The following is a 14,254-nucleotide window of genomic DNA, read 5'->3' on the forward strand; positions in this document are numbered from 1 at the left end:
CTATCTTCGCGTGCAGTTTCTCCACGTCAGCTGGGCTGACCGGGGGCTCAGACGTCGCTTTCCCGGAAAAGGTCGCCGCCATCCCCTCGATCGCCTGCCGTTTCCACTGGGCGATCATCGTCTGATGTACCCCATGTTTCGAAGCCAGTTCCGCCAGCGTCAGTTCCCCACGGATCGCCTCCAGCGCAACCCGTGACTTGAACTCTGCCGCATACCTCTTCCGCGTAACCTTGCCCATAAAACCCGTCCTCGTTCAGGCCAGATGATAGCTTATCGCCCTGTCCGAAAAATGGGGACCACCTCTGTTCTCCCAGGGAACGCAACGCAATTACCTTCGCAATGTCGGCCGTTTCGCTATGTTTCTGGGCCGCTTAGGCGTCACGAATTGAGCCGCCATGACCACGTCGCCTTCGTTCTACTTGCTGTCATCGTCCACCATGATGACCAGTCGTCCTGCACGCATGGCCTGGCTCGCGTGGGCTATCCGCTTCCACTGACTGTCGCTCAGACCATACCGTCGCATTCACACTCTTCCCGTCCCATCAACAGGAAGAAAACATCACAGATCAAACGGGAGTACAAGCGGCATAATCCTCCCGCTTAACTGACGAAACGCCCTAGTTCAATGCGGATCATGGCAACAGCATGGGACGGCGGCCCGTTGCTCTGTGAGATACCGATTTATTTCCGGCGACCCGAAATCAGGCAAAAGATCGCCGCTAAACGGCTCAATAAGATCGTGGCAGGAATTCAACTGGGTATAATCAATGTTAAAAAATGAATCTGTGGTTGTCAGAACAACCACAGATTTAGTCATTTTGGTACGATCATGTGAACGAGTAGTGCGCTTGCGAATAACGCTGCTGTGCTAAGCGTCCATATGCCGATGAACCAACCTATACGCTGGCTAAGGCGCCGGGGCGCGTTGTCCCCATTGCCCTGTACAATCTCAATGATAGCCATCTGCTTCCGTTACCTTTCCCCGGAACACACGATAGGAGTAGACTGTGTAGGTCAGGATGATCGGCAGCAAGATGACGGTGCCGACCAGTTGAAAAAATTGACTGGATGGGGGGGATGATACATCCCACAGCGTCAACCCGGGCGGAACAGCATACGGCCATACCGTAATCCCGAGTCCGGACAGGCAGAGAAAGAACCAACCGAGAGCACACAGGAAGGGTCCTTTGGAATGCCCACGACGCAGACCGATGGTCAGTAGAAAACCTAGTGCGATTACCAGAAGGGGAACGGGTGCGACAAATACGATATTGGGCCACTCGGTCCAGCGTCGCAGGTAGGGTGCGTGCAACATAGGCGTCCACAGGCTGACAGCGACGATGCATACAAACAACCCGATTGCCAGCAGCTTCGCCCATTTGCGGCAGGAAGCTTCTAGCACGTCGGTTGTGCGCCAGATCAACCAAGTTGCCCCGAGCAGGGCATAACCGCACATGACGGCCAGTCCGCACAGCACGCTGAATGGGGTCAGCCAGTCCATTGAACTGCCAACAAAAGCTCCATCCACGACCTTGATTCCCTGAACAACTCCGCCGAGGATTGCGCCCTGGCAGAAAGCAGCGATTCCCGATCCAATCATGAAGCCACCGTCCCACAGTTTTTCGCGTCCAGTCCCGCGTGTCATGATACGAAATTCGAAGGCTACACCCCGGAAGATCAGGGCAACCAGCATGAGCACGATCGGCAGGTAAAACGCGGGAAGCAGGGTTGAATAGGCCCCAGGAAAGACCCCGTAAAGCGTAGCGCCACCAAGGACCATCCACGTTTCGTTTCCGTCCCATACAGGGGCAATGGTGTTGACCATCACATCCCTGCGGCCTTCATGCCGTTCCACGGCGAACAGCATTCCGATGCCAAGGTCAAAGCCATCAAGGACGACATAGATGGTGATCGCAGCGACCAGAATAACGGCCCATATGATCGGAAGCCAGTATGCGACGTCCATCATGTTCAGGCTCCTTCGCCAGAAGAGGGATTGATGACTTTGGGATGAGTGCTTGTGGCTAGAATATCCGGGGCATGAGAGGGGCTGGTCTCATGCTCTCCTTCCTGTGGTGCGCGTGCTAGCAGGCGGCCCAGAATGCCGATGCCTGATCCAAATACGATTACGTAGACTACAACAAAGACGGTCATCGTCAGCGCCATATTGGACAGAGCAATCGGGGAAACACTATCGGATGTCCTGAGCAAACAGTAAACGGTCCATGGTTGACGCCCAACCTCGGTCGTCACCCAACCGCACAGCAATGCGATGAAACCGGCCGGTGCCATGCATACGGCGACCCGATGAAATCCCGGACTGCTAAACAGAGTTCCTCTGTGCCTCAGCCAGAGTGACCAGAACCCGACAATGACCATAAGCATCGCCAGCGCAATCATGATGCGGAAGGAAAAGAAGATCACGGGAGAAGGCGGACGCTGGTCACGCGGGAAATCCTTCATGCCCGGTACCTTGCCATTCAGGCTGTGTGTCAGGATGAGCGACCCGGCCAGCGGCAGCCTGATGGCATAATCCGTATGTTCGGTTTTCATGTTGGGAATACCGAACAGTAGTTCAGGGGCACGTGCTTCTGACTCCCAGTCCCCTTCCATCGCAGCAATTTTAACCGGCTGGTATTTGAGCGTGTTCAACCCGTGGGCGTCACCGGCGAGGACCTGCAGAGGGGCAACGAAGGCTGCCATCCACATCGCCATGGAAAACATCAGGCGCACTGGTTCGCTTGCCTGGGTGCCCGCACGGCGTGCCTTGAGCAGATGCCACGCCCCTGTCGCCCCTACTATAAAGGCAACCGAAAGAAAGGCCGCCAGACCCATATGCACAAGCCGGAAAGGGAAAGAGGGATTGAAAATGATGGCAAGCCAGTCCGCAGGTATGAAGCGACCGGTAGCAGCATCAATCGTGTATCCCTGCGGCGTCTGCATCCATGAGTTTGATGCCAGGATCCATGTCATCGAGATGAGTGTGCCGACCGAGACACAACATGTTGCTGCATAATGCAGGCCGCGTCCCACCTTGTTCATGCCAAAGAGCATGACCCCTAGGAAGCCCGCCTCGAGAAAGAAGGCTGTCATGACTTCATACGATAGGAGGACACCTGTAATAGGCCCGGCTTTCCGCGAGAAAACTGACCAGTTCGTGCCGAATTCATACGACATGACCAGTCCGGAGACGACGCCCATCCCAAAGACGATCGAGAATATCTTGATCCAGTATCGATAGAGATCAAGATAGGCCGCACGGCCGGTTTTAAGCCATAATCCTTCCAGTACGGCCAGATAGGCTGCCAAGCCGATTGAAAAGGCAGGAAAAACAATATGGACGCCTACGGTAAAGGCGAACTGGAAGCGTGCAAGAAGCAGCGCGATATCGTGAGATGGTTGCATGGGTAATTCCCCAAATCCTGATTCAGTCGCAGTTATAAGAAATATAAAATTTCAATAAATGCAGACTGCTAGACGGTTTTGTTGTTGGAATATTCGCACTGTCTGATAGATGTAGGCATCTGTTATTTTTTTGATTTTTGAAGACGCCTTCAGTTACCATTCTGTCGTCTTTCTAATAATCCTTTAACCATGACATATTGATAAGTGCAGAGTCTCCGGACTGTCTGTTTGAGCTCACCATTTTTCCGTAAGAATGATCTGGTACGAGCCTGATAACGTTAAGATACCAACAGGCGTTTCCGCGTGATCTTTCCTGAAACCGTTGTTGGCAGATGTTTGACGAAGCGGACTTCCTTAAGGCCAATCCAGCGACCGAGTGCGTGATTGACCCGTCCGATTATCTCCTCGGAAGAAGGTCTGCCTTCTACGCCGGAGTTAGGTACTACATAGGCGACAGGTCGCTGGCCTCTCAGTTCATCAGGGGTGGCCACTACGGCACAGGCATGAACTTCTGGATGGGCGGCGATGATCTTTTCGATCTGTACGCCCGAAATTCGCCGGCCCGCGACCTTTATGACATCATCGGAACGCCCGAGCATATGCACGGCGCGGCTGGCCTCGATCATACCTTCGTCAAAGGTACGATAATACTGGCCGGTCTCGTCCAGGTAAGCTGCAGGAACATGGATCGCTCCATCCTTCCATACGCCAGCCAGGCAGCCGGGTGGCAGCGGCAGGGAGAGGACAATTTCGCCGCACTGTTCACCGGGTATGGACAGCATGATTTCCGGACGGAATCCCGGTGCAGGCCGCCCGATGTCGTTCATGAGCGCAACCGGCTCACGCTCGGGCAGGCCAAAGAAATGCGCGGTGATGCTCCATCCGGTTTCGGTCTGCCACCAATGATTGACCACGGGTTTGCAAAAATAGGATCGTGCCCACTCCAGCAATGTCGGGTCCGCATACTCCCCGGCCACGAAAATGCGGGCCAGTGCAGGCAGGATGGCCCCTGACAGGTTGCGGCTTTCCTGCCGCATGAGGCGCATCTGGGTGGGTGTGGTGAACAGGCATTTCACCTCGTGCTCATGGCAAAGCGCGCGGATGGCGGAAGCCGATGCGCCGCCTTCCACGATCACGCTGGTGCAGCCGCTGAGCAGCGGTGCATAGACCCCGTAGGAATGGCCTACCACCCAGCCCAGATCCGATGTCGTGAAGAACGTATCGCCGGGTTCGCAGCCATAGATCAGCTCCATGGACAGGGCGAGGGCCACGGCATGCCCGCCATTGTCGCGCACGATGCCCTTCGCATGACCTGTCGTGCCGGATGTATGAAGAATATACAGGGGATCTTCAGATCTCAGCATGACCGGCTCTGCCGGCGCGGACTGTTCCAGCGTATGGAAATCGTGATCCCGTTCCGGCAGAAGCTGAGCCGGGCAGGTCGCTCGCTGCACGATCACGCAGGCCTGGGGTTTATGCTCGGCTTCGGCTAGCGCCTCATTCAGGGCGAGTTGGGATGGTATGGTGGTTTGCCCCTGAAAGCTGCAACTGGCGATGATGATGACTTTCGGCGCCACGCTATCAATCCGCCGAGCCAGCTCAGGTCCGGCGTAACCCGCAAAAACCACCACATGCACCGCCCCGATCCGCGCACAGGCCAGCATGGCGATGGCGGTTTCGATCATGGTGGGCATGGCGATCAGGACGCGGTCGCCTTTCTCCACCCCCAGCGCGCGCAGGCCGCCGGCAAACCCGGCCACCCTGCCCTGGAGTTCCCGGTAGGTTACCACCTGCCGTTCCTTCGTGGCGCAGGAATGCCAGATCAGCGCCGCCTGCCCGCCGCGTCCGTCCGCTACATGCCGGTCGACGGCGTTATGGCAGGTGTTGAGCGTGGCGTCGGGGAACCAGTCATGCCAGCCATCCGCCCGTGTCCTGCATGCGCTCACAGGTGCCTGCTTCCATGTGATGCGTTGCGCCGCCTCCAGCCAGAATTGTTCTGGCTGGCTTGTGGCCGCGTCATACATCGCCTCATATGTTGTCCATGGAAGCATGGCGCTTTACTCCGTTCAGGCTACAGGCACGTCTTTGCCGGTGATCTGGCTGGCCAGCCACGCGGCATCACGCGAAACACCGGAGAACCGTCCCGATCCCCAGGTGTGCAGCCATGGCAGGCCGAGGAAGTAGAAGCCCGGCGCATCGGTCACGCCGCGATGCCAGACCGGCTTGTTGGCCCCGTTGAAGACCGGCACGTCGATCCAGCGATAGTTCGGGCGGAAGCCGATGCACCAGAGGATCGAAGTGATCCCGGCAGCCTTCAGGTCGAGCGGGGTGTTACTGCCATCGGGCTCCCACACAGGCACATAAGGGGCTTCGGTCGGAGCCGTGATCCCTTCACGGGCGATGTAGGCGTCAATGGATTTCTTGATGTCGGCATTGGTCTTGTCCGCATCATCAAGGTTTTCCTTCAGATCCGGCGCGAAGTGCGCCACTTCATCGCGGATTGTCTCCAGCGTGCCATGCAGGCCAACGCCCTTCTTTGCAAAGAGGCGCAGATCAAGATCATGGCCTCCATTTCGGCCCGTGACGTAATGATTGGTCTTGTCGCGTGCACCGTCACGCAGAGGGTGATTATCCACCGTCAGGTCGTAGAAGTGCATGTCCGCAAGCCAGTCCACAACGTCGCGGCCACGGTAGAAGCGCGACACGCGCGGGGCGGAACCGACACAGAGATGGACCTTGCGTTTTTCAAGGAACAGGTCCTCGACAATCTGCGCGCCGGACTGGCCGCTACCCACGACCAGCACAGCCCCTTCCGGCAACTGGGCCGCGTTGCGGTAATCCTGCGAGTGAACCTGATGGATGGCGGGATCGATCGCGCTGGCATAGCCGGGGATGACCGCATCCTGATATGCGCCTGATGCGATGACAACATGCTTTGCGTGCCACGTCTCACCACCTGCTACCACGCGGTAGCCACCACCTTCATGGCGGGTGATGGAGGTAACGGCAGTGTGCTCGCGCAGGGGCGGATTGAAGGAGGCGACAAAGCCCTTCACGTAGTCAATAATTTCCTGCTTCACCATGAAGCCGTGCGGGTCTTTCCCCTTATAGGGATGACCGGGAAGTTCGCACTGCCAGTTCGGTGTGACCAGGCAGAAATTGTCCCAGCGTTCATCATCCCACGAATGGCAGGCCGTCTTTGCCTCAAAGACGATGTGCTCCACCTTCTCGCGGCAGAGATACCAGCTCATGGAGAGCCCGGCCTGTCCGCCACCCACGATGATGACGGGGATGGTTTTCTCGTTCTGTGTCATGATCGTTCTTTTCGTCTCAATAACTGAAGGACAGGACGCGCACCTGCGCGTCGGACTGGTTCAGGAAGGGCGCACTGGCCTGCCTTATGGCCTGAAGCTGGCCACGGGCGCGGCTGCATGGGAAGCCGTAGCGGGCGCGAACCCGCTCGCTGGCGTCCGTCAGGGCGGTGTCCGCCTTTTCAAGAAACTCCCGGACCGGATAATCCCGACCGGGCGTGAAGTAGTCCCTTATGACCAGCGACGGGGAGTAACAGTCAGTCTCCTTCCCATCGGGCCAGCGCACGCGAAAGGTCATTTCGGGCATGGTGAAAGAACTCCTGAAGCAATGGCATCGGTGCGCGACCGCGCCGCCAGACGCCGGTATGCGGGGAGGTGCCGACTGGCGACGCGGCCCCAGTCGAAACGGCGGGCGGTTGCGGGGCCGCTGGCCCGGAAGCGTTCGCGGTTTTGGGCGCCAAGGGCATCCCGCAAGGCCAGAAACAGGGTGTCGGGGCGCGCTAGGTCGCACCACAGCGCATCTGCCCGCGAAAGATGCTCGGTAAAGGGCGCGATTTCCGGCACAACGACTGGCGTGCCACACGCGAGCGCCTCCAGCGGGCACAGGCCGAACCCTTCGGTTATGGACGGATAGGCCAGCACGTCCGCCTGCCGGTAGAAGGCGGGCATGTCCTCATCCGCAACCGGCCCGGTGATGGTGACATGATCGGCTGCACCGCTTTCGCGCAGATACGTCGTGAACCGGGTGCGGTAGGCGGAATGATCCAGCAGCGAGGCCCCGCCCGCCACAACCAGATGCACGTCCGGCCGTTCGCGGCGCAGGGCCACAAACGCTTCCAGCAGGTGCAACGTGTTCTTGCGCCGCTCGATCCCGCCCACGGACAGGATCAGGTGACGGTCGGCAGGCAGATGATACCGCGCCCGCAACGCGGCATCATGCGCGGTTGGGACGTGCGAAAAGCGCACGGGATCAACCCCGTTGCCCACGACCGGGGCTTCGCGGCCATGGTCGTTGCGCAGGACATCTTCCCACATTGTGCTGACGGTAAACAGTTCGGCCGCCGCCCTGATCCCCCGTTCCTGCCGCGCGGCAAGGACCGGGTGCGTGAAATGGTCAAGATGGTGGACCGTGCGGGCAAAGCCCGGTATCCGCCCCTCTTCCACCAGTTCGGCCAGTGCATTGGCGCTGATCGGGTCCTGTGCGTGCAGCACGTCAAAAGGCTGCCCGCGCAGGGCGTCCCGGATCTCGCCAATACGGCGTTCCACCAGCGTTGGCAGGTCGGGCTCGGGCACAGCCGGGATGCAGTTTGTGGCGCAGCGGGGCCTGCGGAAGAAACCGACCCCGGTTACATCCGGCGCGATGAGCGTGGCGTCGTGGCCTGCGTCGCACAGGGCTTCGGCCAGCGCCATGCCATGCACCACGCCGCCACGCGGATTGGTGGAATGGGTCAGGATGCCGATGGAGAGCCTCATGGCGCACACCCCATGAGAGGCATCCGGGCGAGATCCCAGAAGGTTTCCTTCTCGTCCGCCCATGTGACATCCAGCCGCTGCGTGCTGTCACACTGACCGATGACAGAAGCCGCTATGCCCCGCCCATGAAAGCGGGCCATGACTGCCCCGGCCGCCTCGGGCCGGGCCGTCAGCAGATAGCCATAGCTGGGGAATGCGGACAGCCAGCGTTCCATTGGTGCATCGTCGGGACGTGGAATGTCATCGAGCGTGATGGTCATGCCGATACCCGAACATTCTGCCAGCATGAGGGCGGTGCCCAGCAGTCCGGCCATGCTGATGTCCTTGGCGGCGCGGCTTAACCCGTCCTCGGCAATGCCGGGCAAGAGATCGAGATCACCCCGAAGGCGTGCCGCCCCCTCAGTATGACACAGTGCGGAACTCGCATCCCAGAACGGGTGCGGGTCGTGCCAGCGGCCGCGCAGGTCGATGGCGGCGATCAGGACTTCGCCCGGTCGGGCATCGAAACTGGTCAGCAGATGACGGGCACGGCCAAGGATCGCCACCGACAGCGAATTATGGGTGCTGCGCATGTTGGTATGACCGCCGACAACCGGCACGCCATAGGTGCGCGCACCTTCATGCAGACCGGTCAGAATGGACGCGGCCGCCTCGGATGTATCGCTCCACAACGCATCCACCACAGCCACAGGGCGACCGCCCATGGCCGCGATGTCACTGATATTGACCATCACGCCGCAATAGCCGGCAAACCACGGCATGGCGCGCACGAAGCTGTCCTGAAACCCCTCGCTGGCCAGCAGGAGATAGCCATCGCCATCCGGTATGGCAGCACAGTCATCTCCTAGGCGGATACCATCGCTTGTATCCCGACCAAGAATTGCGACGGTTTCGGCAATATCCTGTTTGCCCGCAAGGGCCCGACCGTGTCGAAGCGTGCGCAGCAGTGTCGTCAGTTCGTGTGCCATCATGCCACCTGCCGGTTACGAGGCTGCGGGCGCAGCAGCCAGGTCTGGTCCAGCCCATGCGCCGGATAGCGTGAGAGGTCGGCCTGCATGTCGTGATGTGGCAGCCCATGCAGGGTGAGGGCCCCGAGACTTTTCCAGTGCAGGCGGCGGAAGAACAGCACGTTCTGTTCCTGCACTTGGGCCAGGAACCGTCTGGCTCCAAGTCCGTGCGCCGTGCTGACCGCCATGCGGATCAGTTCCGCCCCGATCCGCCCCAGCCTGCGATGATCTTCATGCACGGCCAGGCGGGAACCGCGCCACACGCCGGGCTCGGCCTCATGGATGCGCACCGCTCCCACGATCCGGTCCGGCATCCCCGCCATGCAGCAGGCTGCGATGATGGGAATGGAGGTCGCATCAATCGCATCGCGATCGTCATCTGCAAAAACATGCTGTTCGGTGCAGAATACTTCGTGACGCAGCGCGTGATATCCTGCGCGTTCCCACGGCGTGCGGGCAAGGCGCACGACATATTCCGTGGGGATGAACGGGCGGTCTTCCACCCCTTCGAGGATCATGGTCATTGTTCATACGCCGAAAGGGAGGAACAGGCGCCGCACCGGCCACACCCGGCCCGGATGTCGGTGGATTTCATGTTCGCCTCGCGCAGCATGCGCCCCAGCGGGGCAAGCACGGACTTCATGAAATCGGCCGAAGGCGGCGCGTGATTTTCCAGCGGTGTGCCGGAAATCGGCACGAACGGCACCACGAAGGGATAGACCCCGAGCGCAATCAGGCGTTCGGCCAGAGCCAGAATATCTGCGGCGCTGTCGCCAAGACCGGCCAGAATGTAGGTATTGACCTGCCCGCGCCCGAAGACCGGCACGGCGCTGGCGAAAGCGTCCATATAGCGATCCACGCTGACCGTGGCCTTGCCGGGCATGATCTTCTCGCGCACCGCCTGTGTTGCGGCTTCGAGATGCATACCCAGGCTGTCGGCCCCGGCGTCGCGCAGGCGCTGGAACCAGCCGTGATCGCGCGGCGGCTCGCACTGGACCTGAAGCGGCAGATCCACAGCCGCCCGAATGGCACGGGCTGATTCCGCCAGCACGGCAGCACCCCGATCAACCACATTGGGCGTGCCGGTGGTCAGCACCATGTCGCGCACGCCGTCCAGTTCCACGGCGGCCTTGGCGACCTCGGCAAGCTGCGCCGGTGTCTTGTAAGCGATCGTCCGATCGGCCTCCAGCGACTGGCCGATGGCGCAGAACTGACAGGAGGTGCGCCGGTCGGCATAGCGGATGCAGGTCTGGTGCACCGTGGTCGCCAGCGTGTCACGGCCATGCAGCAGGGCGATCTTCCAGTAGGGAATGCCGTCCGCCGTGCTCAGTCCGTAAAAGCGCGGGGCGGCCGGAAAATGGATCGTGCCCAGTGTCTGCCCATCGCGTAGCAGCGTGCTGGCCCCGTGCTGGTCCGGCGGGCTGGCCTGGAATGGTGAATGCCGCGCGCCGGATGTATAGACCGGGACCATGACGGTCTGGCCTGCAATGGTAATCGTCTTGTGATCCGAAGGACCGGCGCCTCCCTTGCGGGCAATGCCGCCGGTCTGCTCACCGATCTGCAGCCCGAAGGATTGCAGGTCGGTAACGAGCTTGCGACCAGAAAGTGTACCGAGCGTCGGAATGGTCATGACGCAGCCTCATCTGTAGATGTGGGAACCGGATTGGCTTCCCCAACGTAATGAACGGTGCGGGCGGGCCGCCGGTCCTGAAGCAGGCTGAGCAGTTCGGGCCGTGCGTAATGCCCTACGGAATCCATCATCCGCTTGCGCTTGGTAATCAGGGCGAAGTCGAGATCGGCAATCACCATCCCCTCGCCTTCCGTCAGTGGTGTGCCGAGCAGCTTCCCTTCAGGCGAGACGATGGCCGTGAAGCACCCACCCCGCAGCGGCCCTTCCAGCGCGGGATCGCGGGCTATTTCCTTGATCTGCTCTTCGGTGAGCCAACCCGTGGCGTTCACCACAAAGCAGCCGGATTCCAGCGCGTGATGCCGGATGGTGACTTCCATCTGGTCGGCAAAGATCTGCCCGACCAGCGAGCCCGGAAACTGGGCACAGTGGATTTCCTCGTGCTGGGTCATCAGCGCGTAGCGGGCGAGCGGGTTGTAATGCTCCCAGCAGGCCAGTGCGCCAATGCGACCGGCAGCGCTTTCCACCACTTTCAGCCCGGAACCATCGCCCTGCCCCCAGACCATGCGTTCATGGTAGGTGGGCGTGATCTTGCGGCGTTTGAGCAGGATTTCACCCGTGGCGTCGAAGATGATCTGGGTGTTGTAGAGCGTGCCGAAATCGCGCTCGTTCACGCCCAGCACCACGACCATGCCGGTCTGGCGCGCGGCCTCGGCCACCATGTCGGTGACCGGACCGGGAATGACGACGGCGCGTTCGTAAAGCGCCAGATGCTCCCCACCGAAGCGGAAAGCCGGCTGGATGAACGAGAAATAGGGATAGTACGGCACAAAGGTTTCAGGAAAGACCGCCAGTTTCACGCCTTTTTCGGCGGCCTCGCGGATGGCCTGACAGACTTTCCGGGCAGTTCCCAGACCATCGTCACCAAGGACGGGGCTGATCTGGATGGCTGCGGCGCGAACGATACGGGACATGGCTTGCGGTCCTCCCTTCGGCCTTCAGAGGGTCCAGGTATTGAGGATGAAGGCGTTGTCGCGCCGGGCCAGCAGGATGATGTCGAGCACGTCCTGCGGGTTGATCGGCGTGATGCCGGGGATCAGGTTCTGCTCGCCGTAGCCGTAGAGGGCCTGAAGCGCGAAGCGGCAGGCATAGACCTTTCCGCCTTCCTCAAGGATTTTTGCGATCTGCTTGTTGCAGTTCATGTGCCCCGGAAAGGCTTCGTCGCCCAGACGGGGAAAGCCGCGCTGCACACCAAGGGTGACACCCGGTCCATATAGCAGCACCGACGTCTCGAAGCCCTTGCGGATCAGGCGGGTGGCCTGCAGCAGGTTGACGAACCCGACCGAGCCTTCATTGGCGACGGTGTGGAAGGTGATGAGGGCTTTTTCGCCGGGCTGGGCTTTGACGTCCTCAAAAACCTTGTTTTCATAATTGACGAAGCAGTCGCCATCTTTATGCGGAGCGTGTTCGACTTTCGGCATGGTATCTCTCCCGTGTGCTGCGGTCTCCGGCAGGGAGCCGGGACTGACCGCGTTGCCGAGGCAAACGTGGCACGGGATGGCAGAGAGCCAAAATATTGTATGCCTTATGAAAAAGGTACAAACGGCTCAAATCAGATTACATGCCGCCATCCTGCCAAGACAGAGACATACAAAAAATATACGACAACCATACAATCGTAAGGGGCATCCGTAAGTATCTGTTTTAGCGTGATTTTATAATCACGCAGTCGTGAATGAAGTGCCTTTTTGTTTTTCCATGTGCCCGCATGGCGTGCCCCGGAATCAGATGTTCCCATCGATTCCAGACACTGCGCGCAGGTCACACAATATCAGCGAAGCCGGGTGAGCGTTTGTGTTGCAGGACCGACAGCACGCCATGCAGGGATTCCTCAAGGCTTGCGGCGTCCGGCGCGCTGCCCAATGCAATGCGCGCCCGCTGCGGCGGCTCGCCGCTGATGGTGAAAACAGTGCTAGGCACCAACGCCAGACCCCGCCTGCGGGCATACGCCACAAAATCCGCACTGCCCCACCAGTCCGGCAGTTTCAGCCACACATGCGGCCCGTCGGGGTTCATGCAATGCCCCTCCCCCAGCACCCTGCGGGCAATGGACTGGCGCAGGCGCAGTTCTTTCTGGATGGCGTGCAGGATTGTATGCGCCTGCCCTGTCTGCATCCATCGCGCCGTGAGCGCGCTGAGCAGACCTGCATTGGTGAGCGCAATGGCCCGAATGGCCGCCGCGACCCGTCGGGTCATGTCCGCATTGGGCAGGGCGACATAGGCCGTGCGCAGGCCGGGGCTGAGCGTCTTGGCGAGGGTCGCCACGTAGCTGACACGGCTATGGTCGAGTGCTGCCAGCGCCGGTAGCGGATTGTCCATCAGCAGGCTGTAGGGATCATCCTCGGCAATATGAAGATGATGATGCTGGGCAACCTTCAGGATATCCTTGCGCCTTTGCAGGGACATGGTGGCCGTGGTGGGATTGTGGATGGTCGGGATGCAGTAGAGCAGCCGGGGATGATGTTCGGCACAGACGCGATCGAGCTGGTCCGGCATCATCCCGTCCATGTCGCTGTCCACGCCGACCAGAATAAGATCGAACTGCGCCGCGATGGTCCGGATGCCGGGATAGGCAATACGGTCGGTAACAATCACATCGCCCGGCTGGGTATGGGTGCTGACAATGGCCGCCAAAGCGCTCTGGGCGCCCGGTGAGACAAGGATTTCATCCGTTCGCCGCTGCCCGATGACGGGCGCGATCCATTTTGCGCCAAACTGGCGTTCCTCAATCGTGCCGCCGGTGACCCGATAGGACATCAGGCTATTCAGATCCTGCTGTTTCAGGATAGCTGCGATGTCGCTCTGGATGATCCGCTGAAGCGGCGGTTCCTGCGGGATGGGCGGCAGGTTCATGGTCAGGTCAACTACGGCTGGACCGGTATGGCGCCAGTGGCTTTCCCCCGCACCGACACGGACGAAGGTGCCTCGCCCGACCGTTGCGTCAATCAGGCCGCGCCGCCGGGCCTCGGTAAAGGCCCGGGTCACAGTGGTCAGATTAGTGCCAAGATACTCTGCGATCGTTCGCTGTGGCGGCAGTCTGTCTCCCTCCCGCAGGTCGCCCTTGCGGATGGAAAGCGCCAGGGCATCGGCCAGCGTCATGTAAATCGCGTTCGGACTCCGGCTGATCTCTTCTTTCCAGTGGGCGAGATAGGGGTATGCGGACATGGGATGGAATTTCCATACATTCGATGAGATTCCATTCGACCATATACCATACAATCCGTGCAATAATGATCGATACAGATGGAGGGTTCGAAAAACCCTCTGGTATTGAGGTCTGCTCTGTGATTCCATTTTCCTTGCGTTGATTGGAGTATGGATCATGAAGCAGACGGGATTTTTTGACGTTGAAGAGCGGCTTGCCCGCTTGA

At 60.0% G+C, this 14,254-nt stretch carries 14 protein-coding genes; all 14 read right to left on the bottom strand.

The genetic code is table 11. From position 1 onward, the window contains the following. The coding region (locus KMAL_RS14280; RefSeq protein WP_146044230.1) for a transposase at positions 1-238 on the bottom strand (238 nt) is incomplete at its 3' end. A gap of 575 nt (positions 239-813) precedes the next feature. Continuing rightward, a complete protein-coding gene (locus KMAL_RS14285; protein ID WP_081477948.1) occupies positions 814-963 on the bottom strand; it encodes a DUF2474 domain-containing protein in 150 nt (49 codons plus the stop codon). Further along, positions 950-1,969 carry a cytochrome d ubiquinol oxidase subunit II gene (gene cydB / locus KMAL_RS14290; RefSeq protein ID WP_087608924.1) on the bottom strand — a complete coding sequence of 340 codons (1,020 nt, stop codon included), beginning with the start codon at positions 1,967-1,969 and terminating at the stop codon, positions 950-952. Before cydB ends, KMAL_RS14285 begins: the two co-directional genes overlap by 14 nt. Before the next feature lie 2 nt (positions 1,970-1,971). After that, on the bottom strand, positions 1,972-3,405 hold the full coding sequence (locus KMAL_RS14295) for a cytochrome ubiquinol oxidase subunit I (RefSeq protein WP_110096278.1): 1,434 nt from the start codon (positions 3,403-3,405) through the stop codon (positions 1,972-1,974). Between the two features lie 278 nt (positions 3,406-3,683). Next, positions 3,684-5,456 carry an AMP-binding protein gene (locus KMAL_RS14300; RefSeq protein WP_048851489.1) on the bottom strand — a complete coding sequence of 591 codons (1,773 nt, stop codon included), beginning with the start codon at positions 5,454-5,456 and terminating at the stop codon, positions 3,684-3,686. Between the two features lie 15 nt (positions 5,457-5,471). Next, positions 5,472-6,719 carry an MSMEG_0569 family flavin-dependent oxidoreductase gene (locus KMAL_RS14305; protein ID WP_010512404.1) on the bottom strand — a complete coding sequence of 416 codons (1,248 nt, stop codon included), beginning with the start codon at positions 6,717-6,719 and terminating at the stop codon, positions 5,472-5,474. Between the two features lie 16 nt (positions 6,720-6,735). Further along, complete coding sequence (locus tag KMAL_RS14310; RefSeq protein WP_110096279.1) at positions 6,736-7,023, bottom strand: MSMEG_0570 family nitrogen starvation response protein; 288 nt, start codon at positions 7,021-7,023, stop codon at positions 6,736-6,738. Beyond that, the gene (locus KMAL_RS14315) at positions 7,011-8,189 is read right to left on the bottom strand and encodes an MSMEG_0565 family glycosyltransferase (RefSeq protein ID WP_110096280.1); all 1,179 of its coding nucleotides are present in this window, start codon (positions 8,187-8,189) and stop codon (positions 7,011-7,013) included. The genes KMAL_RS14310 and KMAL_RS14315 overlap by 13 nt, the downstream gene beginning before the upstream one ends. Beyond that, positions 8,186-9,160 carry a sll0787 family AIR synthase-like protein gene (locus KMAL_RS14320; RefSeq protein WP_014106929.1) on the bottom strand — a complete coding sequence of 325 codons (975 nt, stop codon included), beginning with the start codon at positions 9,158-9,160 and terminating at the stop codon, positions 8,186-8,188. Before KMAL_RS14320 ends, KMAL_RS14315 begins: the two co-directional genes overlap by 4 nt. Next, complete coding sequence (locus KMAL_RS14325; protein WP_110096281.1) at positions 9,157-9,720, bottom strand: MSMEG_0567/Sll0786 family nitrogen starvation N-acetyltransferase; 564 nt, start codon at positions 9,718-9,720, stop codon at positions 9,157-9,159. Before KMAL_RS14325 ends, KMAL_RS14320 begins: the two co-directional genes overlap by 4 nt. Beyond that, positions 9,717-10,826 carry an MSMEG_0568 family radical SAM protein gene (locus KMAL_RS14330; protein ID WP_087608919.1) on the bottom strand — a complete coding sequence of 370 codons (1,110 nt, stop codon included), beginning with the start codon at positions 10,824-10,826 and terminating at the stop codon, positions 9,717-9,719. The genes KMAL_RS14325 and KMAL_RS14330 overlap by 4 nt, the downstream gene beginning before the upstream one ends. Continuing rightward, a complete protein-coding gene (locus KMAL_RS14335) occupies positions 10,823-11,797 on the bottom strand; it encodes a Nit6803 family nitrilase (RefSeq protein ID WP_048851485.1) in 975 nt (324 codons plus the stop codon). The genes KMAL_RS14330 and KMAL_RS14335 overlap by 4 nt, the downstream gene beginning before the upstream one ends. Positions 11,798-11,821: 24 nt before the next feature. After that, positions 11,822-12,304: an MSMEG_0572/Sll0783 family nitrogen starvation response protein gene (locus tag KMAL_RS14340; protein ID WP_010512648.1), complete on the bottom strand. Its 483-nt coding sequence runs from the start codon at positions 12,302-12,304 to the stop codon at positions 11,822-11,824. A 340-nt stretch (positions 12,305-12,644) separates the two neighbouring features. Beyond that, on the bottom strand, positions 12,645-14,048 hold the full coding sequence (locus tag KMAL_RS14345) for an aminotransferase-like domain-containing protein (protein WP_110096282.1): 1,404 nt from the start codon (positions 14,046-14,048) through the stop codon (positions 12,645-12,647). Between the last annotated feature and the right edge of the window lie 206 nt (positions 14,049-14,254).

This window comes from Novacetimonas maltaceti (genome assembly GCF_002906255.1).
GTDB classification, from domain to species: Bacteria; Pseudomonadota; Alphaproteobacteria; order Acetobacterales; family Acetobacteraceae; genus Novacetimonas; species Novacetimonas maltaceti.

Coding starts and splice junctions, on each gene's coding strand:
- KMAL_RS14335 (WP_048851485.1), bottom strand. CDS start 11,797: ATGTCCCGTATCGTTCGCGCCGCAGCCATCCAGATCAGCCCCGTCCTT.
- KMAL_RS14305 (WP_010512404.1), bottom strand. CDS start 6,719: ATGACACAGAACGAGAAAACCATCCCCGTCATCATCGTGGGTGGCGGA.
- KMAL_RS14320 (WP_014106929.1), bottom strand. CDS start 9,160: ATGATGGCACACGAACTGACGACACTGCTGCGCACGCTTCGACACGGT.
- KMAL_RS14345 (WP_110096282.1), bottom strand. CDS start 14,048: ATGTCCGCATACCCCTATCTCGCCCACTGGAAAGAAGAGATCAGCCGG.
- KMAL_RS14295 (WP_110096278.1), bottom strand. CDS start 3,405: ATGCAACCATCTCACGATATCGCGCTGCTTCTTGCACGCTTCCAGTTC.
- KMAL_RS14315 (WP_110096280.1), bottom strand. CDS start 8,189: ATGAGGCTCTCCATCGGCATCCTGACCCATTCCACCAATCCGCGTGGC.
- KMAL_RS14310 (WP_110096279.1), bottom strand. CDS start 7,023: ATGCCCGAAATGACCTTTCGCGTGCGCTGGCCCGATGGGAAGGAGACT.
- KMAL_RS14300 (WP_048851489.1), bottom strand. CDS start 5,456: ATGCTTCCATGGACAACATATGAGGCGATGTATGACGCGGCCACAAGC.
- KMAL_RS14330 (WP_087608919.1), bottom strand. CDS start 10,826: ATGACCATTCCGACGCTCGGTACACTTTCTGGTCGCAAGCTCGTTACC.
- KMAL_RS14340 (WP_010512648.1), bottom strand. CDS start 12,304: ATGCCGAAAGTCGAACACGCTCCGCATAAAGATGGCGACTGCTTCGTC.
- cydB (WP_087608924.1), bottom strand. CDS start 1,969: ATGATGGACGTCGCATACTGGCTTCCGATCATATGGGCCGTTATTCTG.
- KMAL_RS14325 (WP_110096281.1), bottom strand. CDS start 9,720: ATGACCATGATCCTCGAAGGGGTGGAAGACCGCCCGTTCATCCCCACG.
- KMAL_RS14285 (WP_081477948.1), bottom strand. CDS start 963: ATGGCTATCATTGAGATTGTACAGGGCAATGGGGACAACGCGCCCCGG.